Raw genomic sequence first — 20,342 nt, 5'->3', positions numbered from 1 at the left:
ACCTTTTTGAGACTTTGCAACAGAACCCATTGGTTTGTGTAAACGCAAAGAAACGGCGGCTCTGAAAATCAAAGCCACCGTTTCATAGGCGTGAAAATATGTCTGCTGTACGACGGCTTTTTTCTTTTGCCGTCGTGCGGCAGATTATTGCTTATGGAATTGTTTTTCTATCACATTACTGTTATAAGTACAACAAGTATACCAAGATACCAAGCACAATTCGATACCAACCAAACACCTTAAAATCATGTTTTTTGATAAAGTTCATTAGGAATTTAATTACTAAGACAGATACCGCAAATGCCACAGCCATACCGAGAACAAGAGCGAGCAGTTCTGCACTTGTAAAATCAAACCCGAATTTTAACAGCTTAAAAGCACTTGCTCCAAGCATAGTAGGTACTGCGAGGAAAAAAGTAAACTCTGCTGCTGCCACTCGTGAAACTCCTATGAGTAAAGCACCTATAATCGTTGCTCCCGACCGTGATGTGCCGGGTATAAGTGATAACACTTGAAATGCCCCTATCAAGATTGCTGTTTTATAGCTGATGTCAGAAAGTGCCATAGTAGTAGGAGTACGCTTTTTATTCCAATTTTCTATGAGAATGAATAACAAACCATAAAAGATTAACATGATTGAAATCACAATGGGGGTTTGGAGGTAAGCATCCAAATAATCATCAAATAAAATCCCCATAATACCTGACGGTATACAAGCCACTGCAACCTTGAACCACAACGAGAAAGTATCCTTTTTAACAAGTGGCTGCGATTTATCCTTTAGCTGAAATGGAAACATCTTGTTCCAAAACATTACAACCACTGCGAGTATAGCTCCAAGTTGAATAACAACAAAAAACATTTCTTTAAATGCTTCGCTCATATTAAGTGTGATAAATTTGTCCGCAAGAATCATATGTCCTGTGCTGCTGATAGGTAGCCACTCAGTAATACCCTCAACAATTCCAAGAAAAATAACTTTTAAAATTTCTATAAAATCAAGTACCATTATTTCAAATCCTCCTTTTTAAAATGATGAAAGGTCATAAGAAAACCAACTGCTGATACAAGAATAATAATAGATACAGACAGCAGTGTAGGATAGCCGGTACTCTGAAGTTTACCCTGCACCAAGAAATAGGTGGCTGTCCACGGATACAACGCTCCCCATTCTTGATTTGAAAGTGCGGCACTTCCCATGACAATCACGGCAGAGCCAATCATCGGGGCGACAAATCCTTTTGTTTTCATAGCAACAAACACAAAAGGAGAAACTGTTAAAAACATCAGGATACTGCCAAACAAAAACTTGGGGAGCCATACTATTGCCACTAGTAAGCTATATCCCTCCAATGTAAAGACAGCGTGATATAGCCCACAAGCGATAAATATACCTGCCCATGTTACAAGGGTGAGCATAACAATCCAAAGAAGCAGGGTGCAAAATTTTCCAATTAATAGTTTTGTCCTTGAAATGGGTATGGGCAATATGGTTTTGAGTGTGCTTTCTGTGTACTCTCTGCTAAACAAGTAAGCTGCAATTGCCACATATATCATAATGTTTACCAGCAGCATGATATACAGTACACTGTCGCTGTATATGTCAGACAAGGTAAAGATAATCTCCGGCTTATCAAAATGTGTTTGCAAGGCTTCTATTAACATCAAAAGTGGGGTAGATAATACCCCTGCCACACTAATTAGCACCATTTTTGAACGCTTTAGTTTTAATAATTCACAAGAAATAAGATTAAGCAATACCGCCACCTCCAATCAGTTTAGAAAAGTAGTCCTCTAAGTTTTCCTCACTATCATCTATCCTTGTCACGAGCAGTCCATTTCGTGCAAATTCTCGATTGATTTCTCCAACACTTTGGCTAAAGTCATAAATTCTCACCGTACCGTCCTGCACTGTAAAATCCGTCATGTGGTAGTGGCTTTCTAAAATCTTTCCAGCTATCTCACTGTCAGATAAATCAAATTGAATGTATTTTCGATTCCTTTTGTGAAGCTCGGATATATTCACTTCCTCTACTAAATGCCCCTCGTGCATAACGCCGATAATATCTGCTATCTGTTCAATCTCGCTTAAAACATGGCTTGAGATAAAAATGGTAATGCCATGATTGTGACTAAGTTCAGATAAAAATGAGCGTATTTCAACTATTCCAATGGGGTCAAGTCCGTTAATCGGTTCGTCAAGTATTAAAAGCTCCGGCTCGTGCATAATGGCGGCGGCAATACCAAGCCGTTGCTTCATTCCGAGGGAATAATCGGAAAAGACTTTTCTTTTCTCTTTATGCAGCCCCACAACTTCAAGAGCTTTTTCTACTCCACTTTTAGATACTCCCCCTCGCAGTTTAGCGAGAATTTGCAAATTCTCATACCCTGTTAAATTACTGTAAAATCCCGGTGTTTCGATAATAGAGCCTACTTTGCTATAAAGGGTATGGATATTTTCCTTATAGTTTGTGCCAAACAAGCGTACCGTTCCATCCGTTGGGAGAGCAAGCTGCAACATCATTTTCATTGCTGTGGTTTTGCCTGCTCCGTTTCTGCCGAGCAAACCATAAATTTTGCCCGTTGGCACATGAAGATTGACCTTATCGACAACGGTGGCTGTTCCGTATCGCTTCGTAAGATTTTCTGTTTCAATGATATAATCCATATTTGATTTTCCTTTCCGTTGGTTGCTGTTCTTGTTTTCACTGACCACAATTTTATTATCACAGGAGCTATATCAAAAGCCAAGAAACCTACCGTCACATCGCCTACATCTATCATGTCAACATGAAAAAAAGCCCCGACACTTATCGTGTCAGAGCCTATTTCAAGGGATTTATATCGTTTTTACTTTGTTCCGTTCTGCTTAATCCAAACAACTATTTTTGCGACAAACAGCAGAAACATAAGTGCTGTTATATATGGTTCTCTTGCTGCTGCTAAGAAACAGATAGCCAAAGCAGTGAGTCCAAGGGAGCATTTTGTAGCAATGCCGCCCCATGTTTCTTTATCTAAATGGGTAAGTATTATTTTAGCAATCCCTATTACAATCAAGGCGGCAAAAGCACTCCAGTAGACTGCAAGATTGAATGGTGTGGTGGCTGTAAATGATAGTAGATTGACCGCATAAACATAACCGCCAACAGAGTTTCCATATAACGGAAGAAATATAAACGCAACTGCCATCATATCCAATATTCCATAAATATAGTTGTAAATCTTTTTCAAGTTGGAACGATTTTCAGTTTCGGCAAGTGTAATCAGTTCTTCGCCCGATAGTAGTTCATCTATGGTCACAGAAAAGAATTTAGAAATACACTTGAGCGACTCAATGTTAGGGTAACCCTTGCCGCTTTCCCATTTTGAAATGGCTGTTCTTGATACATATAATTGCTCCGCAAGTTGTTCCTGCGTTAAGTTCTTTCCAGTCCTAAGCTGTTGTAGCTTTTCATTAAATTCCATGATTCTCCTCCTGTTTGTTCCTTGTTTTCATACGTCCATCAACGGGTTTTTCTGCATCTTTTGGTATCATCCATGCACGACCAAATTTTTCAGTTCCGTCAATGCGATTTTCCTCACATAATTTTTGTATCCGTCTTTCCGATATGCCCCATTTTTCAGAAGCGGCTTTCACAGAAATGTAATCCATAATATCAACTTCCTTTCGCAAAGAGTATATAATTATTATATACGGAATGACGAATAATAGCAATTTTCTCTCCACTAATACGAAATTATACACTACTAAACATAAAATCATACTTCGTTCAAATATCATCACCCGAAATGTACAATGATATAGGGTGATATTAAAATGTACCAAGATGAAAGAAAACTTGATTTTAAGCCGTTAGGTATAGCGATAAAAAAAGCTCGGGAAGCAAAAGGGTGGACACAGGAATATCTTGCCCAACTGGTAGACCTTACGCCACGCTCTATTATGGGTTCTGTTGCAAAGTTTCCGATAAGCTCATTTTGAGGTAAAATAATTGAAAAAGATAGCTTGGAGGAATGAAGATGACTCAGTTCAAAGGAAAACAATTTCAAAAAGACGTGATTATCGTAGCCGTCGGCTACTATCTTCGGTACAACCTGAGTTATCGTGAAGTGCAGGAAATTCTGTATGACCGAGGAATTCACGTTTGTCACACCACAATTTACCGTTGGGTGCAAGAATACGGAAAGATTCTTTATCAAATTTGGAAAAAGAAAAACAAACAGTCCTTTTATTCATGGAAAATGGACGAGACTTATATCAAAATTAAAGGAAAGTGGCATTATTTATATCGCGCTATCGATGTAGATGGCTTAACCTTAGATATCTGGTTACGGAAAAAGCGCGACACACAGGCTGCGTATGCTTTTCTAAAACGACTGAAGAACCAGTTTGGAGAACCAAAGGTTCTAGTAACGGATAAAGCACCCTCTATTAAGAGTGCCTTCAGAAAGCTTCAGAAAAATGGACTGTATATAACAACAGAACATCGAACAATCAAGTATCTGAATAATCTGATTGAACAAGACCATCGTCCAATTAAGCGAAGAAACAAATTTTACCAAAGTTTGCGAACAGCCTCAACCACGATTAAAGGCATGGAAGCGATTCGAGGAATTTATAAAAAAAGCCGAAAAGAAGGGTCTCTTTTTGGCTTTTCCGTCTGTACAGAAATCAAAGGACTATTAGGAATCCCTGCTTAAATAAGAATCATCTTGAAAAACTAATGACCTTTTTGAGACTTTGCAACAGAACCATTTTTAGTTAGTCGTTCAACATTCTTTTCTAAACGATCTTCAAATTGCTTTTCGGTGAAGTCAGTAATATTCGCCATGTTAAGCCACTTTCTCTTTTGTCAAAATTTGTTTTGAATATTGATTCATTGACCGCCAATACTCATGAATAGCTTGTAATTCTTCAAATGGTTGTTGAAATAAATCAACTTCTTGTGCCACTTCTAATTGATTTAAAAGATTCACTTCTAGTAAACGAGTATTTTTAGTATCTAGTTCATGGTTCAAAACATAGTTTAATACTCGATTATAAACGCTTGCCGATAATTCGTTAATGATCTCTATTTCAAATGTTTTTTCATACGTAACTGCCATTTCATTTTCACTCCTTTTTAAAGTTTATCAGGTAAATATTTCCGTATATATTCTTCTAAGGCTTGATCCATAACTTCTTTTACGTTTCCGCCATTTTTTGCTGTTTCAATTTTTATAATATGGTGTAAGTCAGCACGAACACGAACCGTCTTATCTCCCATTATATCTTTTTTTGCACTGATTGGTGTATCATTTCGTTTTGCTTTTTGTGCGCCTAAATTTCCCACAATCACTCACTTCTTTCTATTTCTTCTTATTCTTATTTTATCATCAACAATCACAAATCACAAGTGATTTGTGATTAATCACTTGTGATTTGTGATTCTATTCTTTTTCGTTTTCTAATTGAATAATTCGCTCAAGCATTTCAAAAAATACGTTCTCATACATGGATAAAACTTTTTTGTCATAGCCTTTGTGTTCTGTAATTCCATTTTTAGACCAGGTACTTACTTTATTACTTCGCTTGATAATATTTTGGAAAACCAAGTTATCTTCTTTATGTTGCTTGTACAGTTCTTCCAGGTTTGATTTTATCGTTGCGCTGTCCGTATCAACTAAATAAGGAACAAAACCGATCATATCTAGTCCAGGGTTAAATTGTTCTTGTAAATCAATCAAATAGGAAATATATTTTTGAATGTTGTTTGTACTTTCTTCTTCTGCTTGTAAAGGGATCATAACGTAATCACTCGCCACGATTGCATTATTTGTATAAACGCTTGGCGTTGGTACAGTATCAATAATAATGAGATCATAGTCACTTTTTAAAGGTGCTAAAAGAGTAGCAAGCAATCTACTTTCATTTTCAAAAGTCCATGAGCGAGTTAATTTTGGCAGTAACATCAAATCAAACGTGCCAGGGATCAAGTCTAAATTATCAGTCAAATGAACAATAGAAGAAGCCAAGTTTCCATTTTTCAAGCCTTCATAAAAATTGACACGTGGCAATTCTACCTCAAAAGTTTTTGCTAAGTCTTTTGTCAATGTTGCCTGTAAGTCCTTATCGATCATTAAAACTTTTAAATTCAATTTGTCTGTCAAGTAAGCAAACATAGTCGATAATTTGGACTTTCCAACACCACCTTTAAAGTAATTATTCAAGATAATAATTGCTTCATTTTTATTGTTTAAAATACGTCTTAATTCTTCAAGTATTTTTAGTTTTTCCTTCTCCATAACTACGCCCCATTCTTTTTTTGTATAGTAATATTGTATCATTAAGAATCACAAATCACAAGTGATTTGTGATTAATCACTTGTGATTTGTGATAAGTGATTTGTGATTAATATATAAAAGCCCTCTTTAAAGGGCTTTTATGTTTATTTTGAAAAAGAGATAAAATCAATATATCCCTTTTCCCCAATTTTTACAACGGCATTGTAGGGCTTTTTCTCTTTGTTTTTGATTCCTTTTACCAGGGTTTCTTTTCCCTCCAGTAATTCTTTTACATTCGTTTTGGTTAGTTTTTTCTTTCTAAAATGTTCAGCTAAAGTAAACTTACATTCAGGATAATTTGAACAACCATAAAACGATTTTTTTAATACAATATTGTTGCCACACTTAGGACATTTTCCTACAAGGGGTCCCGAGCGCTTAGTGGGAATTTGTACCCCTTATCGATACAAATTCCCCGTAGGCGCTAGGGACCTCTTTAGCTTCTTGGAAGCTGTCAGTAGTATATCTAATAATTTATCTCCATTCCCTTTAGTAACGTGTAACTTTCCAAATTTAAAAAAGCGACTCATAGAATTATTTCCTCCCGTTAAATAATAGATAACTATTAAAAATAGACAATACTTGCTCATAAGTAATGGTACTTAAATTGTTTACTTTGGCGTGTTTCATTGCTTGATGAAACTGATTTTTAGTAAACAGTTGACGATATTCTCGATTGACCCATTTTGAAACAAAGTACGTATATAGCTTCCAATATTTATCTGGAACATCTGTGGTATGGCGGGTAAGTTTTATTAAGACACTGTTTACTTTTGGTTTAGGATGAAAGCATTCCGCTGGCAGCTTAAGCAATTGCTGAATCGAGACTTGAGTGTGCAAGAGCAACCCTAGTGTTCGGTGAATATCCAAGGTACGCTTGTAGAATCCTTCTTCAACAATCAGATAGATGTCAGACGCACGGCTTTCAAAAACCACTTTTTTAATAATTTGTGTGCTTAAATGGTAAGGAATATTCCCAACAATTTTATACCTCTGTTTGTTAGGGAATTGAAACTGTAGAATATCTTGGTGAATTAAAGTGACACGAGTATTCAGTTTTAATTTTTCTGACGATAAGTTGAATAGATGACTGTCTAATTCAATAGACGTTACCTGTTTACTTATTTTAGCCAGTTTCGTCGTTAAATGCCCTTTACCTGTTCCAATTTCGTAAACGGTATCGGTTTCTTTTAAATTCAATTGTTTTATTATTTGGTTGAGTACTTTTTCACTCGTTAAAAAGTTTTGAGAATATTTTATATTTTTGTTCATGTAATCTCTCCTGAAGTGATTACATCTATAAACAAATACAGAAGTTAAACGATTTGTTTGTAATTTTAGTTATCTGTTTAAAAAGTCATAAGATTAGTCACTGGTAGGAATTAATCTAACGTATTTATTTATCTGCGTAATCACTGTTTTTAGTCTGTTTCAAAACAGTAGATGTTTTATCTACATTACGCATTTGGAATACCAACATGACGAATCCCTCCTTCTTAATTACAAATTTTTAGCATCTAATTTAACTTCAATTCCTATTATACAAAATTTTAAGATAATGCACTATCAACACACTCTTAAGTTTGCTTCTAAGTCTTATTTCCATAACTTCTTTTACGTTTCCGCCATTCTTTGCTGTTTCGATTTTTATGATATGGTGCAAGTCAGCACGAACACGAACCGTCTTATCTCCCATTATATCTTTTTTTGCACTGATTGGTGTATCATTTCGTTTTTCTTTTTGTGCGCCTAAATTTCCCACAATCACTCACTTCTTTCTATTTCTTCTTATTCTTATTTTATCATCAACAATCACAAATCACTTGTGATTTGTGATAAGTGATTTGTGATAAGTGATTTGTGATTAATATATAAAAGCCCTCTTTAAAGGGCTTTTATGTTTATTTTGAGAAAGATATAAAATCAATATATCCCTTTTCCCCAATTTTTACAACGGCATTGTAGGGCTTTTTCTCTTTGTTTTTGATTCCTTTTACCAGGGTTTCTTTTCCCTCCAGTAATTCTTTTACATTCGTTTTGGTTAGTTTTTTCTTTCTAAAATGTTCAGCTAAAGTAAACTTACATTCAGGATAATTTGAACAACCATAAAACGATTTTTTTAATACAATATTGTTGCCACACTTAGGACATTTTCCTACAATACTTTTTTCTGCTTCTTTTTCTTTCTGTTCCTGGTAATCAGAAAAATTTAGTTTTTCTATATCGTTAGGTACAGCTTCCAGTAAATGAACAATGAATTTTTTGATATTCGTAATAAAGTTCTCTTGATTGCCTTCTCTTTTACCGATTTTTTTTAAATACGTTTCCCATTTAGCCGTCATTTCAGCACTCGTTAAAAGGTGCTGACTTTCAACTGCCTGGCACAATAATTTTCCTTTTTCAGTTACAACAAGCTTATTCTTAATCACTTGGATATATTCTTTTTGTTTTAACGCTTCAATAATACTTGCTCTTGTCGCTTCTGTTCCAATCCCCTCAACTTCTTGTAAAATCTTGATTGCTTCTTCATCATCAACCGTTTTATTCGCCGTTTTCATAGCAGTTAATAATGTACCCTCTGTAAAAGCTTTTGGCGGTTGCGTTTCTTTTTCAACACTCTTAACACCAACTTCGGCACGTTCGCCAATGATAACGAGTGGTAACGTTTGAACGTCCTCTTTTTCTTCTTTGGTTTGTTGTTTGAAAAGAATTTTCCACCCTTCTTGCTTTGGTGTCTTTCCGATCGATTGAAACAGCAAATCAGCTACTTTCGTTTGTATCTTGGTTTCTTCATACAAGTAATCAGGTAAAAACATGGCAACGGTCGTTTTAACGACTAAAGCATAAATTTTTCGTTGTAAATCGTCCATTTTCGCTAATGCAGATTCGGTAGGTACTTGTTTTGTTGGGATAATGGCGTGGTGTTCCTGTACCTTACTACCGTCCACATAACGCTTTCTAGGCTCTGTTTGAACCATTTCAAGATCAAGTCCTAAAAAACCGCTATATTTGCCAAAATTCGCTTTTAAATAAGCAAATTCGTTCTCTGTAATAAATGGTGTATCTGTTCTTGGATAACTCAATAATTTTGCTTCATACAGTCCTTGCATAGCTTTTAAAGTTTGGCTCGCTGTCGCTTTATAAAGCTGATTGACTTTTGATTGCAAACTACTTAAAGAAAACAAACTCGGACTATTCGTTTTCTTCTCTTTGGTTTGAACATCAGCAATTATCCCCTCTTGATTGCCTATTTTAGCTTGTTTAGAAGAAACAAAAGCTAAAAGCTCCTCTTGGGTTTTAAAACGCTGTGTGGGGCTTAGAACGCCCTTAAACGACCCTTGGTTTACTTTTATACTAGCTTCCACCTCGAAAAAAGGTTCTTTTTTAAAATTCTCTATGGCTTCCTGGCGCTGAAAAATAAGGTATAAGGTGGGCGTTTGAACACGTCCTAGTGAAAATGTACCTTGTACGCCCTTCTGTTGTAAATTTAACGTATACAAAGGGCTTGCGTTCATGCCGATCAACCAATCGGCAATTTGGCGTGTTTGCGCTTCTTGATAAAAGGGATAGTAATTCATTCCAGGTTGCAAATTTTGAAAACCGCTTCGGATTACATCTTTTTCTAAGCTATTGATCCATAGTCTTTTAAATGTTTTATCTTTTGAAAAGGCATTTGCTTTATGGATAATCGACCAGGCGATATTTTCACCTTCTCTGTCGCTATCTGTTGCAACAATAATTGTATTTGCCTTTTTGAGAAGTTCTGCAACAATTTTAAACTGCTTTCCCTTATCTTTTGCAACTTCAAAATCGTATCGATCAGGAAAAATCGGCAAAGATTCAAGTTTCCAATTTTGCCACTTTTCGTCATAATGACCTGGTTCTGCTAATTCCACTAAATGCCCAAAACCAAAGGTGATAAACGTTTCATCTGTAAATAGTGGGTCTTTGATCTCAAAATAACCGTCTTTTTTGGTGCTTTGTTTTAAAGAACTTGCGTAGGCTAATGCCTGGCTTGGTTTTTCAGCTAAAATAACCGTACTCATTAACTATCCCTCTTTTCATTGTTTTTTCTTTGATCGACTGTCACGTTATATCTTGCTCGATACCTTCTAAACGTTCGGCGATTGATTCCAGTTTGTTCTTCAACTTCTTTATCGGATAAACCATTCAAAAACAAATCGAAAGCATGCTTTAAACGTGGATCATTTTCTTTAAATTTATGCTGACGACCTTTGAATTTGCCTTTTTTCTTAGCAATTTCGATTCCTTGTGCCTGACGTTCCTTAATTTTTTTTCGTTCTGATTCTGCTTGATACTTGTACAATTCAATGACAAGGCTATTAATCAAACGCCTTAAATTTTCATCTTCAATACCATTCATTGAGGGTAAATTTAAGACTTCCAGGGTTGCCCCCTTAATTTGAATTTGATTCATCAATTCTGTTAATTCTTTATTATTTCGTCCTAATCGATCTAATTCAGTAACAATAACAATATCCCCTTCACGAATATAGTTAAGCATAGCTTGTAATTGTGGGCGTTCGACCGATTGACCGCTTAATTTGTCTGAAAAGACCTTAGAAACGCCCTGTAACGCTTGTAATTGCCGATCTAAGTTCTGTTCTTTGCTACTGACACGTGCATAACCAATTTTAGCCATTTTCAACCAACCTCTAAAATTCTCTCGGTTGCAATAACCAATCAGCAATATCTACTTTTTCAATTTCAAATTGCTTATCAGAAATTGTCTTTTCGTAAGCGATAAAATCTTGCGCATATTGTTGCTCATTAAAAATAGCCACCACTTCGTCATTTTCTAAAACTCGATAAATAAATTTTTTCATTTTACTCCTCCTATTATGCCCAACTTAAATGACCTATTCACCAAGTCAATTATACTGCTAAAATCATATTAGGACAAATAGGTATACTCTATTGACCTATAAATGATAGCAACTTAAAAAATCAAGTGTTCGCTTCGCTCTCACTGCCCCTCGACGTTTTAGTAGCCTTTCCCTCACTTCGTTCAGTCCAAGCCAACTAAAAGTTTTCGGGGTTCTGTTGCAAAGTTTTAAATCTACTATCAAATAAGGTAGAATAATAGAAAAAGATAGCAGGAGGAATGACGATGAATCATTTTAAAGGAAAGCAATTTCAGCAGGATGTGATTATTGTAGCCGTGGGCTACTATCTTCGTTATAACCTTAGCTATCGTGAAGTTCAAGAAATCTTATATGATCGTGGCATTAACGTTTCTCATACGACGATTTATCGTTGGGTGCAAGAATATGGCAAACTACTCTATCAAATTTGGAAAAAGAAAAATAAAAAATCCTTTTATTCATGGAAAATGGATGAAACGTACATCAAAATTAAAGGAAAATGGCATTATTTGTATCGAGCCATCGATGCAGATGGTTTAACCTTGGATATTTGGTTACGTAAAAAACGGGACACACAAGCAGCCTATGCTTTTCTTAAGCGGTTAGTGAAGCAGTTTGATGAACCGAAGGTTGTAGTCACAGATAAAGCCCCCTCTATTACAAGTGCCTTTAAGAAACTAAAAGAATACGGCTTTTATCAAGGGACAGAACATCGTACCATTAAATACCTGAATAATTTGATTGAACAAGACCATCGTCCAGTAAAGAGACGCAATAAATTCTATCGAAGTTTACGCACTGCCTCTACCACGATTAAAGGTATGGAAGCCATCCGAGGATTATATAAGAAAACCCGAAAAGAAGGCACTCTCTTCGGGTTTTCGGTCTGTACTGAAATCAAGGTATTATTGGGAATCCCAGCTTAAATCATAGATACCGTAAGGGATTTTATTCTTTATTTAAAACTTTGCAACAGAACCGATGGGGAAAAAAGTTTACCGAAATTTATTCTTTCTAAACGATAATCACTTCGAATTTTACGAAATCTAACCCCCAGCATAGAAGGAGCCAATTTTTCAAATTTTCTAATCTTCTTTCCCTCTTTTAACATATTTTTATAACCTTCTCCATATAAGAGAGCAGGAACAGTCGTCCCCCCAAGGTAAGCAACGTTCATCAATCTTTCTACATCAGGAATATTTACACCATTTTCCCATCTATTAATCACATTTTTTCTAGCTGGACAAGTGAAGTTTTGACCAAATTTTTCTAAACTCTCTCCTCTATTTTTTCGAATAGTTTTTATTCTGTTCCCCATCAAATTTTTATCAATACTCGGAAAATTTAAAGAAGCACCACCTAACTTAGTATCTATCAAACTTTCATTTCCATCATTTAACAAAAATAATGCAATTTTTCTTTGAATCTCTTTTGAAAGTTTTCTCCTTCCATTTAAAATATAACTTAGTAAAGCTTCACTAATTCCGATTTTATTTGCTAAATTTTTATTAGATAAATTATTTAGATCCCTATATTCTATTATTCGGTTAATCATATAACTCAAATTCTCTACTTCATTTTTAAGCAATGAATCTACATTCAGAGCCTTGCTTAGCGCAATATCTACATTTTTTGAAATACCTCTTGTACCATTCTCATACTTGACTAAAGCACTTTGAGAAATCCCTGTTAACTCAGATAGCTTCTTTTGAGTCAATTTTTGTTCTTTCCTTAAAGATTTTAGGATATTCCCACTATTATTTTCAAAAATAAAAAGCACCTCCTTAATGAGATGCTTTTATCCTACACTGATAGAAAAAAATCTTCAAGAAAATATTCCATTTTTGTTAATTTTTTTATAGCTGTGACAGTAATATGACAGTTTAAATTTCTTTAAACAGCAAAATCACGCTTTTCCAACAACTCGAAAACCCTTATTTAATAGGCTTTCATATTGATAACAAGCTATTTCTCGTTATCTTGCTCATCCATTTTCAGAACCGCCATAAAGGCTTCTTGAGGAACTTCCACGGACCCAATTTGTTTCATCCGTTTCTTCCCTTCTTTTTGTTTCTCTAACAATTTACGTTTACGAGAAACATCGCCACCATAGCATTTAGCCAGTACGTTTTTGCGTAAGGCTTTAATATCTGAACGAGCCACAATTTTTTGACCAATCGCCGCTTGAACTGGGACTTCAAACTGTTGACGTGGAATTAGTTTTTTCAGTTTCTCAACAATCGCTTTACCACGCTCAAATGCGAAATCTCGGTGAACAATAAAGCTTAACGCATCCACTTTTTCAGCATTTAATAGAATATCCATTTTCACTAGGCGGCTGGTACGATAGCCAGCCATTTCGTAATCTAAGGATGCATAGCCTTTTGTACTTGATTTCAATTTATCGAAAAAGTCAAACACGATTTCAGATAACGGAATTTCATAAACTACGTTTACACGATAATCGTCTAAGTAATCCATTGTAATGAATTCGCCACGTTTACGTTGTGATAATTCCATTACTGCTCCTACATAATCGTTTGGCACCATGATTTGCGCTTTAACATAAGGTTCTTCCACAGATTCAATCGTTACTGGTTCTGGAAATTCAGCTGGGTTGTCAACAACAACGGTTGTTCCGTCAGTTTTATTAACGTGATAGATTACAGACGGTGCTGTTGTAATTAACTCTAAATTAAATTCTCGTTCCAAACGTTCCTGAACAACATCCATGTGTAGCAAACCTAAGAAACCACAACGGAAACCAAACCCTAAGGCTTGCGATGTTTCCGGTTCAAATTGTAACGCCGCATCATTTAATTGTAATTTTTCTAATGCTTCCCGTAAATCATTGTAGCGCGACGTATCAATTGGATATAAGCCACAATAAACCATTGGATTCATTTTGCGGTAGCCTGGTAGTGCTTCTGCTGCTGGATTGTCGGCCAAAGTCACTGTATCCCCGACCCGTGTATCTTGAACCGTTTTAATGCTAGCAGTGATATAACCCACATCACCAACCATTAAATAATCACGAGCAATTGGTTTCGGTGAAAAAACGCCGACTTCTGTTACATCAAACGTTTTACCGTTACTCATCATTTGGATTTTATCCCCAGGACGAACGACACCGTCAATTACACGGATGTTTAAAACGACCCCCCGATAACTATCGTAAATAGAGTCAAAAATCAAAGCCTTTAAAGGAGCCTCAATATCGCCTGATGGAGCTGGTACATACTCCACCACTTGTTCTAAAATATCTTCAATCCCAATCCCTGCTTTGGCACTTGCTAAAACAGCTTCCGATGCATCAATTCCAATTACGTCTTCAATCTCTGTCCGAACACGCTCTGGGTCAGCGGCGGGTAAATCAATTTTATTAATAACAGGTAAAATTTCTAAGTCATTATCCAATGCCAAATAGACATTTGCTAGCGTTTGCGCTTCAATTCCTTGCGCCGCATCAACAACTAGAACAGCCCCTTCACAAGCTGCCAAGCTACGAGAAACTTCGTAGGTGAAATCGACGTGCCCTGGTGTGTCAATCAAATGGAAAGTATAGGTTTCACCATCTTTGGCTGTATAGTTTAATTCAATTGCGTTTAATTTGATGGTAATGCCGCGTTCTCTCTCTAAATCCATTGAATCAAGTAATTGATCTTGCATTTCTCGACTGCTAACTGTATTTGTTTTTTCCAAAATCCGGTCGGCTAAAGTTGACTTCCCATGGTCAATGTGGGCAATGATCGAGAAATTACGAATTTTCTCTTGTCTTGCTTTCATTTCTTTATTGTTCATTTTTTGCCTCATTTCTTTTAAGAAAAGCTAGCTCCCTGCTAGCTTCATCAATCAATTGTTATATTTTAGTTGCCTTTTTTATCAAATTATCATGTTTAAAGGTCTAGGATAATCAGCACTTTTCATTATACCAATTTTTGAAGAAGATTTAAAGCACTTCCCTTTTATTCTTTTGGTTTCGAAAGGCTAACAGAGTTTCGAAAAATTTGGTATACTAAAAACAGTAAATTTATTGGAGATGGAAAAATGGATGAACAAGAATTTCGAAAGCAACTGACCTTAAAGCCTGTTGAGGAAGAACACATTGATCAATTTAATGAACTTCTTTCCTATGTTTTTCAAGTGACTGAAGCAGATATTGAAGAAAGTGGTTTTGAAAACAAACGCGCATTTATCAAATCAAAACAACCGATTTTAGAACTTTCAAAAGTATTTGGCTGGTTTCACGAAAATCAATTAATTTCACAAATTGCTATCTATCCATGCGAAGTCAATATCCATGGTGCTTTGTATAAAATGGGCGGCGTTACTGGTGTCGGTACCTATCCTGAATATGCCAACCACGGTTTAATGAAAGACTTGATTCAAACGGCATTAGAAGAAATGCGCCAAGATAAACAGTGGATTTCTTATCTTTTCCCTTACAACATTCCTTATTACCGACGTAAAGGTTGGGAAATCATGTCCGACAAGTTATCTTTTAAAATTCGGGATACGCAATTACCAAAAACCGTTCCTGTTCCAGGAATGATTGAACGGTTAGCTGTCGATCACCCAGATGTCTTTGATGTCTATGCGCGATTCGCTCGTCAAAATCACGGCGCGCTCATTCGTAGTGCCTTCAACTGGGAAGAATATTGGCGTTTCGAAAACGAGGAAGAACGGACTGCTGCTGTCTATTATGGTGCCAATCAAGAACCTTTAGGAGTACTTTTCTATTGGGTGGCCGATGAGGTATTTCATATTAAGGAAATGTTTTACTTGAACCAAGAAGCCCGAAATGGCTTGTGGAATTTTATTACTGCGCATTTTTCGATGGTTTATTGGGTCAAGGGCGATATCTATAAAAATGAACCATTAGCCTTTCTTTTAGAAGACAGCCAAATTAAAGAAAGCATTGAGCCCTATTATATGGCTCGAATTGTCGATGTCAAAGCCTTTTTAGAAAATTTTCCTTTTGAAAGTACAGCTAAGCCCTTCCATTTTGTCGTTAAAGATCCTGTTGCTGAGTGGAATAATGGTATTTTTGGCTTAATTTGGGATGAAAATGATCAAGTAACCATTACGGATGAACCTTTAGGCACCGCCGTTCACTTAGATATTCAAACACTAACTTGTTTAGTCATGAATTACCGACGCCCTTCGTACTTACATCGAATTGAGCGCATTGATACAGATAAAGAAACTTTAAATTCTTTGGAACGGATTTTTCCTGACCAAGAAGCTTATTTCAGTGATTATTTCTAAACCCTTGGATTGGAGACAGACAAATGACAAAAATTTATTTTGCAGGACCTTTATTTTCGCAAGCTGACTTACGTTATAATGCCTATTTAGTCGAACAAATTCGACAATTGGATAAAACAATCGATCTTTATTTACCACAAGAAAATGCGGCGATTAACGACAAATCTGCTTATGCCGATAGTAAAATGATTGCCTTAGCAGATACAGAAAATGTCCTTGCTAGCGATTTATTGGTTGCTTTATTAGACGGCCCAACCATTGATGCGGGCGTAGCTTCCGAAATTGGTGTTGCTTATGCCAAAGGAATTCCGGTGGTTGCCCTTTACACAGACAGCCGCCAACAAGGTGCTGATAATCACCAAAAGCTTGATGCTTTGAACGAAGTCGCTGAAAATCAATTCCATTATTTAAACCTTTATACAGTTGGTTTGATTAAATTGAATGGTCGGGTTGTTTCTTCAGAAGAGGATTTGTTGGAAGAAATTAAGCAACGATTGTCATAATAAAAAAGAACGAGCGAATTCGCTCGTTCTTTTTTTATACTTCTTCTATCGGTTCATTTTCAAAAACTAATTGATTGTCTAATAGACTAATCGTGACTTTTGTTTTTGGCATTACTCGTCCAGAAACAATTTCTTTTGCTAATGGTGTTTCGACTTCGCGAGTAATGAAACGTTTTAACGGACGAGCTCCATAAGCTGGCTCATACCCATTTTCAGCAATCCATGTTTTAGCTTCATCAGTGATTTCCAACACAATTTCTTGTTGCTCTAAACGATGAGCAAGTTGTGCGGTCATTTTACCAATGATTCCTTTCACATTATCCAAGCTTAATGGTGTAAATAAAATAGTATCATCAATTCTGTTTAAGAACTCTGGTTTAAAGTGTCCTTTTAGAATATTCATGACTTGATTTTCAACTTCTTCTGGAATTGTTCCTTCAGGTGTCACACCTTCCAATAAAAGCTGAGAGCCGATGTTACTTGTCATAATTAAAACCGTATTTTTAAAATCAACGACCCGACCTTTAGAATCTGTCAAACGACCATCATCTAAAACTTGTAATAAGATATTAAAGACATCTGGGTGCGCTTTTTCAATTTCGTCTAATAAAACAATTGTATATGGATTTCGACGAACAGCTTCTGTTAACTGACCACCTTCTTCATAACCAATATAGCCTGGAGGGGCACCAACCAAACGAGACACGGCATGTTTTTCCATGTATTCACTCATGTCAATCCGTACCATATGATCTTCAGAATCAAACAAATCTTCAGCTAAAGCTTTAGCAAGTTCTGTTTTACCAACACCAGTTGGTCCTAGGAAAAGGAACGAACCGAGTGGGCGATTTGGATCTTGTAAGCCTGCTCTTGAACGAATCACCGCATCACTAACAGCATCCACGGCTTCATCTTGACCAATCACACGTTTGTGTAATGTTTCATTCAGTTTCATTAATTTTTCTCGTTCGCCTTCAACTAATTTTGTCACAGGAATGCCGGTTAAACGACCGACCACTTGCGCAATTTCGTTTTCAGTAACCGATTCTTGTACCATTTTAACGTTATCTTTAGCGTTCTTTTCTTCCAATTCTTTCAATTCATGTTCTAATTGTGGAATTGTTCCATGACGCAAAACAGCCGCTCGTTCTAAATCATAATTATTTTCAGCATCTTCTAATTCGTGTTTTGCTTTATCAATCTCTGCACGTTTGTTGGAAACCGCATTAACTTCTTCTTTTTCCGTTTCCCATTGCATTTTCATTGAGTTGGCTTCTTCACGCAAATCTGCTAATTCTTCTTGCAAGTTGGCTAACCGTTTTTTACTTGCATCATCCGATTCTTTTTTCAAGGCCGCTTCTTCAATTTCTAGTTGCATTAACCGACGTGTTACTTGATCGAGCTCTGTTGGCATTGAATTCATTTCCACTCGAATCGTTGCGCTAGCTTCATCGACTAAGTCAATCGCTTTATCTGGTAAGAAACGATCAGTAATATAGCGATCGGATAAAGTAGCAGCAGCAACTAAAGCATTGTCATGAATATTCACGCCGTGGTGAATTTCAAATCGTTCTTTTAAGCCACGCAAAATAGAAATTGTATCTTCTACTGTTGGTTCTTTGACTAATACTTTTTGGAAACGACGTTCTAAGGCTTTATCTTTTTCCATATATTGGCGATATTCATCAAGCGTTGTGGCACCGATTAAATGCAATTCACCACGTGCTAGCATCGGTTTTAATAAATTCCCGGCGTCCATACTGCCTTCTGTTTTACCAGCTCCGACGATATTATGAATTTCATCAATGAATAAAATGATTTTGCCATCACTTTTTTTCACTTCTTTTAAAACAGCTTTTAACCGTTCTTCAAATTCGCCACGGAATTTTGCTCCCGCAATTAAGGCGCCCATATCTAAAGAAAAAATAGTTTTATCTTTTAAGTTTTCGGGAACATCTTTACGAACGATTCGTTGTGCTAATCCTTCAACAATCGCTGTTTTACCAACACCTGGTTCACCAATTAAGACTGGATTATTTTTAGTTTTCCTTGATAAAATCCGAATAACGTCACGAATTTCTTCGTCACGACCAATGATTGGATCTTGTTTTCCTGCTTTTACTTGTTGTACTAAGTCAACACCGTATTTTTCTAGTGCTTTATATTGTTCTTCCTGGTTTTGAGAAGTCACACGATCTCCTCCTCTCATCTCTTCAATATTTTTTCTTAACTCTTTTTCTGTAATGCCTTGTTGCATTAAATATTTTGTTAAACGATAATTTTTCAATTTCATTAAAGCTAAAAGTACAATTTCGGTTGATAAAAATTCATCTTGGAATTCTTCTCGAAGTGAATCAGCTTCTTGCAATAAATGGAACAAATTTTGACTTAAATTTTGACCATATTGCACATTACCGCCTGCCACACTTGGATATTCATCTAACGCGTTATCTACTTCTCGTTCAAATGCGTCAACATCTAAACCAGCATCTGTGTAAAAATTACGCCCAAAATGGTTTGGTTGAAGAAAAATTTTCCATAAATGTGCGATATCAATTTCTTGATGTTGCCGTGTCACCGCAACTTTTTGAGCTTCAGCAATCGCCTCTTGTAGCGTTGTTGTCATTTTTTCAATATTCATAAACGATCCCTCCCGTTTATTGTTTTGTCTTTTTTTTATTTTAACATTCTTTACAATTATTATTATCCGACTTTTGATGGATTTCTTCAAAAGTTAAGGTATTTGTAAACCTTATAAATTTATTATACCCTATTGGTCAGTAAAGGTCAATAAATAAATTGACCTTTTTTGACCTTTTTGCTAAAAAAACCTAAAACAGTTAAATATCACTGTTTTAGGGCTTTTTTCGCAATAACAACTAGTTTGACCAACTCTTTATTGCATTGATTTATTAAAAATAAAGTTTTAACGTAAGATACTTTTTATCGGCATGGCTAACCAAAATAGCCAAACTGGTTATTGCTAAAAATAATTCGTACTCATAACCACTAAAACCACTTGCCAAACCAAAAGAAAAAATAGCTCCGACTAAAACTGCTATGAATCCTACTGATACCAATGGAATTAAAAAGCCAATAATCATAAATAATCCACCAATTAATTCAATTGCTGCTACACCATAAACAAAAAGACTTGGCAAACCAATACTAGCAAAAAACGCTAAAGTATCTTCCAATGACGTTACTTTCATCACTCCATGAATTAGCATCGTCACCCCTAGCCAAATTCTAATCACTTGAACGCCTCGTTGTTGTTTATCCATACTTCTCCTCCTTTATTTGTATTAAATAGCTAATGTAACTATTTTAGTTACATTATAAAGGATAAATAGAAAAAAG

At 35.9% G+C, this 20,342-nt stretch carries 23 protein-coding genes and 1 pseudogene; 5 read left to right on the top strand and 19 right to left on the bottom strand.

Going from position 1 to position 20,342, the window contains the following annotated elements; translation table 11 throughout:
• Positions 1-181: 181 nt before the first annotated feature.
• The 5 genes from bcrD to IGK96_RS04225 form a co-directional block, all read right to left on the bottom strand.
• Positions 182-1,009, bottom strand: coding sequence for a bacitracin resistance undecaprenyl-diphosphatase BcrD (bcrD, locus tag IGK96_RS04245; RefSeq protein ID WP_086321365.1), 828 nt, complete (start codon positions 1,007-1,009; stop codon positions 182-184).
• Positions 1,009-1,758 carry an ABC transporter permease gene (locus IGK96_RS04240; RefSeq protein ID WP_000933358.1) on the bottom strand — a complete coding sequence of 250 codons (750 nt, stop codon included), beginning with the start codon at positions 1,756-1,758 and terminating at the stop codon, positions 1,009-1,011. The genes bcrD and IGK96_RS04240 overlap by 1 nt, the downstream gene beginning before the upstream one ends.
• A complete protein-coding gene (gene bcrA / locus IGK96_RS04235; RefSeq protein ID WP_002346952.1) occupies positions 1,751-2,668 on the bottom strand; it encodes a bacitracin ABC transporter ATP-binding protein BcrA in 918 nt (305 codons plus the stop codon). The genes IGK96_RS04240 and bcrA overlap by 8 nt, the downstream gene beginning before the upstream one ends.
• Before the next feature lie 182 nt (positions 2,669-2,850).
• Complete coding sequence (bcrR, locus tag IGK96_RS04230) at positions 2,851-3,465, bottom strand: bacitracin resistance transcriptional activator BcrR (RefSeq protein WP_000395511.1); 615 nt, start codon at positions 3,463-3,465, stop codon at positions 2,851-2,853.
• Positions 3,455-3,781 (bottom strand): DNA-binding protein, encoded by a 327-nt coding sequence (locus IGK96_RS04225; protein WP_002387760.1) that lies wholly within the window; start codon positions 3,779-3,781, stop codon positions 3,455-3,457. Before IGK96_RS04225 ends, bcrR begins: the two co-directional genes overlap by 11 nt.
• 36 nt (positions 3,782-3,817) lie before the next feature.
• Between IGK96_RS04225 and IGK96_RS04220 the strand changes: the two genes are divergently transcribed.
• Both IGK96_RS04220 and IGK96_RS04215 read left to right on the top strand, forming a co-directional pair.
• A complete protein-coding gene (locus IGK96_RS04220) occupies positions 3,818-3,982 on the top strand; it encodes a helix-turn-helix domain-containing protein (protein ID WP_001808810.1) in 165 nt (54 codons plus the stop codon).
• A gap of 38 nt (positions 3,983-4,020) precedes the next feature.
• Positions 4,021-4,701, top strand: coding sequence for an IS6-like element ISEnfa1 family transposase (locus tag IGK96_RS04215; RefSeq protein WP_000191454.1), 681 nt, complete (start codon positions 4,021-4,023; stop codon positions 4,699-4,701).
• 132 nt (positions 4,702-4,833) lie between these two features.
• Here the strand turns inward: IGK96_RS04215 and IGK96_RS04210 are convergent, their stop codons facing one another.
• From IGK96_RS04210 to IGK96_RS04165, 10 genes and pseudogenes are all read right to left on the bottom strand, one after another.
• Positions 4,834-5,106 carry an antitoxin gene (locus tag IGK96_RS04210; RefSeq protein ID WP_002326825.1) on the bottom strand — a complete coding sequence of 91 codons (273 nt, stop codon included), beginning with the start codon at positions 5,104-5,106 and terminating at the stop codon, positions 4,834-4,836.
• A gap of 17 nt (positions 5,107-5,123) precedes the next feature.
• Complete coding sequence (locus IGK96_RS04205; RefSeq protein ID WP_001835296.1) at positions 5,124-5,339, bottom strand: peptide-binding protein; 216 nt, start codon at positions 5,337-5,339, stop codon at positions 5,124-5,126.
• 91 nt (positions 5,340-5,430) lie between these two features.
• Positions 5,431-6,327 carry a ParA family protein gene (locus IGK96_RS04200; protein WP_104802047.1) on the bottom strand — a complete coding sequence of 299 codons (897 nt, stop codon included), beginning with the start codon at positions 6,325-6,327 and terminating at the stop codon, positions 5,431-5,433.
• Positions 6,328-6,429: 102 nt separating this feature from the next.
• Positions 6,430-6,690, bottom strand: a pseudogene (locus IGK96_RS04195) (topoisomerase DNA-binding C4 zinc finger domain-containing protein); the annotation flags it as partial.
• Positions 6,691-6,859: 169 nt separating this feature from the next.
• On the bottom strand, positions 6,860-7,597 hold the full coding sequence (gene erm(B), locus IGK96_RS04190) for a 23S rRNA (adenine(2058)-N(6))-methyltransferase Erm(B) (RefSeq protein ID WP_001038795.1): 738 nt from the start codon (positions 7,595-7,597) through the stop codon (positions 6,860-6,862).
• Between the two features lie 124 nt (positions 7,598-7,721).
• Positions 7,722-7,805: a 23S rRNA methyltransferase attenuation leader peptide gene (locus tag IGK96_RS04185; protein WP_001814874.1), complete on the bottom strand. Its 84-nt coding sequence runs from the start codon at positions 7,803-7,805 to the stop codon at positions 7,722-7,724.
• A gap of 48 nt (positions 7,806-7,853) precedes the next feature.
• Entirely contained in the window at positions 7,854-8,093 is a 240-nt protein-coding gene (locus IGK96_RS04180) for a peptide-binding protein (protein ID WP_000635249.1), read from the bottom strand.
• A gap of 133 nt (positions 8,094-8,226) precedes the next feature.
• On the bottom strand, positions 8,227-10,371 hold the full coding sequence (locus IGK96_RS04175; protein WP_013438841.1) for a type IA DNA topoisomerase: 2,145 nt from the start codon (positions 10,369-10,371) through the stop codon (positions 8,227-8,229).
• Positions 10,371-10,988, bottom strand: coding sequence for a recombinase family protein (locus IGK96_RS04170; protein ID WP_001062587.1), 618 nt, complete (start codon positions 10,986-10,988; stop codon positions 10,371-10,373). Before IGK96_RS04170 ends, IGK96_RS04175 begins: the two co-directional genes overlap by 1 nt.
• Positions 10,989-11,001: 13 nt before the next feature.
• Positions 11,002-11,172: a hypothetical protein gene (locus IGK96_RS04165; RefSeq protein WP_000713595.1), complete on the bottom strand. Its 171-nt coding sequence runs from the start codon at positions 11,170-11,172 to the stop codon at positions 11,002-11,004.
• 284 nt (positions 11,173-11,456) lie between these two features.
• Here IGK96_RS04165 and IGK96_RS04160 point away from each other — a divergent pair, with 284 nt between their 5' ends.
• Positions 11,457-12,137: an IS6-like element IS1216 family transposase gene (locus IGK96_RS04160; protein WP_001015311.1), complete on the top strand. Its 681-nt coding sequence runs from the start codon at positions 11,457-11,459 to the stop codon at positions 12,135-12,137.
• A 29-nt stretch (positions 12,138-12,166) separates the two neighbouring features.
• On the opposite strand, the gene IGK96_RS04155 is transcribed toward IGK96_RS04160, so the two are convergent.
• Both IGK96_RS04155 and lepA read right to left on the bottom strand, forming a co-directional pair.
• A complete protein-coding gene (locus IGK96_RS04155; protein WP_438755863.1) occupies positions 12,167-12,991 on the bottom strand; it encodes a helix-turn-helix domain-containing protein in 825 nt (274 codons plus the stop codon).
• Between the two features lie 185 nt (positions 12,992-13,176).
• A complete protein-coding gene (lepA, locus tag IGK96_RS04150; RefSeq protein ID WP_010709699.1) occupies positions 13,177-15,012 on the bottom strand; it encodes a translation elongation factor 4 in 1,836 nt (611 codons plus the stop codon).
• A gap of 246 nt (positions 15,013-15,258) precedes the next feature.
• On the opposite strand from lepA, the gene IGK96_RS04145 reads away from it, so the two are divergent.
• Both IGK96_RS04145 and IGK96_RS04140 read left to right on the top strand, forming a co-directional pair.
• The gene (locus IGK96_RS04145; RefSeq protein ID WP_002356813.1) at positions 15,259-16,479 is read left to right on the top strand and encodes a GNAT family N-acetyltransferase; all 1,221 of its coding nucleotides are present in this window, start codon (positions 15,259-15,261) and stop codon (positions 16,477-16,479) included.
• A 23-nt stretch (positions 16,480-16,502) separates the two neighbouring features.
• Positions 16,503-16,982, top strand: a complete 480-nt coding sequence (locus IGK96_RS04140; protein ID WP_002362157.1) for a nucleoside 2-deoxyribosyltransferase — start codon at positions 16,503-16,505, stop codon at positions 16,980-16,982.
• A gap of 34 nt (positions 16,983-17,016) precedes the next feature.
• On the opposite strand, the gene clpB is transcribed toward IGK96_RS04140, so the two are convergent.
• Positions 17,017-19,623 carry an ATP-dependent chaperone ClpB gene (gene clpB / locus IGK96_RS04135; RefSeq protein ID WP_002362158.1) on the bottom strand — a complete coding sequence of 869 codons (2,607 nt, stop codon included), beginning with the start codon at positions 19,621-19,623 and terminating at the stop codon, positions 17,017-17,019.
• A 271-nt stretch (positions 19,624-19,894) separates the two neighbouring features.
• The gene (locus IGK96_RS04130; RefSeq protein ID WP_085443018.1) at positions 19,895-20,266 is read right to left on the bottom strand and encodes a DoxX family protein; all 372 of its coding nucleotides are present in this window, start codon (positions 20,264-20,266) and stop codon (positions 19,895-19,897) included.
• Positions 20,267-20,342 lie beyond the last annotated feature (76 nt).

The sequence above is a fragment of the Enterococcus sp. DIV0682 genome, from assembly GCF_051712685.1.
GTDB classification, from domain to species: domain Bacteria; phylum Bacillota; class Bacilli; order Lactobacillales; family Enterococcaceae; genus Enterococcus; species Enterococcus faecalis.
Note: the sequence above shows the minus strand (reverse complement) of the source record. Positions and strands in the feature narration are given on the sequence as shown.

Coding starts and splice junctions, on each gene's coding strand:
- bcrR (WP_000395511.1), bottom strand. CDS start 3,465: ATGGAATTTAATGAAAAGCTACAACAGCTTAGGACTGGAAAGAACTTA.
- IGK96_RS04165 (WP_000713595.1), bottom strand. CDS start 11,172: ATGAAAAAATTTATTTATCGAGTTTTAGAAAATGACGAAGTGGTGGCT.
- IGK96_RS04170 (WP_001062587.1), bottom strand. CDS start 10,988: ATGGCTAAAATTGGTTATGCACGTGTCAGTAGCAAAGAACAGAACTTA.
- bcrD (WP_086321365.1), bottom strand. CDS start 1,009: ATGGTACTTGATTTTATAGAAATTTTAAAAGTTATTTTTCTTGGAATT.
- IGK96_RS04145 (WP_002356813.1), top strand. CDS start 15,259: ATGGATGAACAAGAATTTCGAAAGCAACTGACCTTAAAGCCTGTTGAG.
- IGK96_RS04140 (WP_002362157.1), top strand. CDS start 16,503: ATGACAAAAATTTATTTTGCAGGACCTTTATTTTCGCAAGCTGACTTA.
- IGK96_RS04210 (WP_002326825.1), bottom strand. CDS start 5,106: ATGGCAGTTACGTATGAAAAAACATTTGAAATAGAGATCATTAACGAA.
- IGK96_RS04215 (WP_000191454.1), top strand. CDS start 4,021: ATGACTCAGTTCAAAGGAAAACAATTTCAAAAAGACGTGATTATCGTA.
- IGK96_RS04225 (WP_002387760.1), bottom strand. CDS start 3,781: ATGATATTTGAACGAAGTATGATTTTATGTTTAGTAGTGTATAATTTC.
- IGK96_RS04160 (WP_001015311.1), top strand. CDS start 11,457: ATGAATCATTTTAAAGGAAAGCAATTTCAGCAGGATGTGATTATTGTA.
- bcrA (WP_002346952.1), bottom strand. CDS start 2,668: ATGGATTATATCATTGAAACAGAAAATCTTACGAAGCGATACGGAACA.
- IGK96_RS04130 (WP_085443018.1), bottom strand. CDS start 20,266: ATGGATAAACAACAACGAGGCGTTCAAGTGATTAGAATTTGGCTAGGG.
- IGK96_RS04175 (WP_013438841.1), bottom strand. CDS start 10,371: ATGAGTACGGTTATTTTAGCTGAAAAACCAAGCCAGGCATTAGCCTAC.
- IGK96_RS04185 (WP_001814874.1), bottom strand. CDS start 7,805: ATGTTGGTATTCCAAATGCGTAATGTAGATAAAACATCTACTGTTTTG.
- IGK96_RS04200 (WP_104802047.1), bottom strand. CDS start 6,327: ATGATACAATATTACTATACAAAAAAAGAATGGGGCGTAGTTATGGAG.
- clpB (WP_002362158.1), bottom strand. CDS start 19,623: ATGAATATTGAAAAAATGACAACAACGCTACAAGAGGCGATTGCTGAA.
- IGK96_RS04220 (WP_001808810.1), top strand. CDS start 3,818: ATGTACCAAGATGAAAGAAAACTTGATTTTAAGCCGTTAGGTATAGCG.
- lepA (WP_010709699.1), bottom strand. CDS start 15,012: ATGAACAATAAAGAAATGAAAGCAAGACAAGAGAAAATTCGTAATTTC.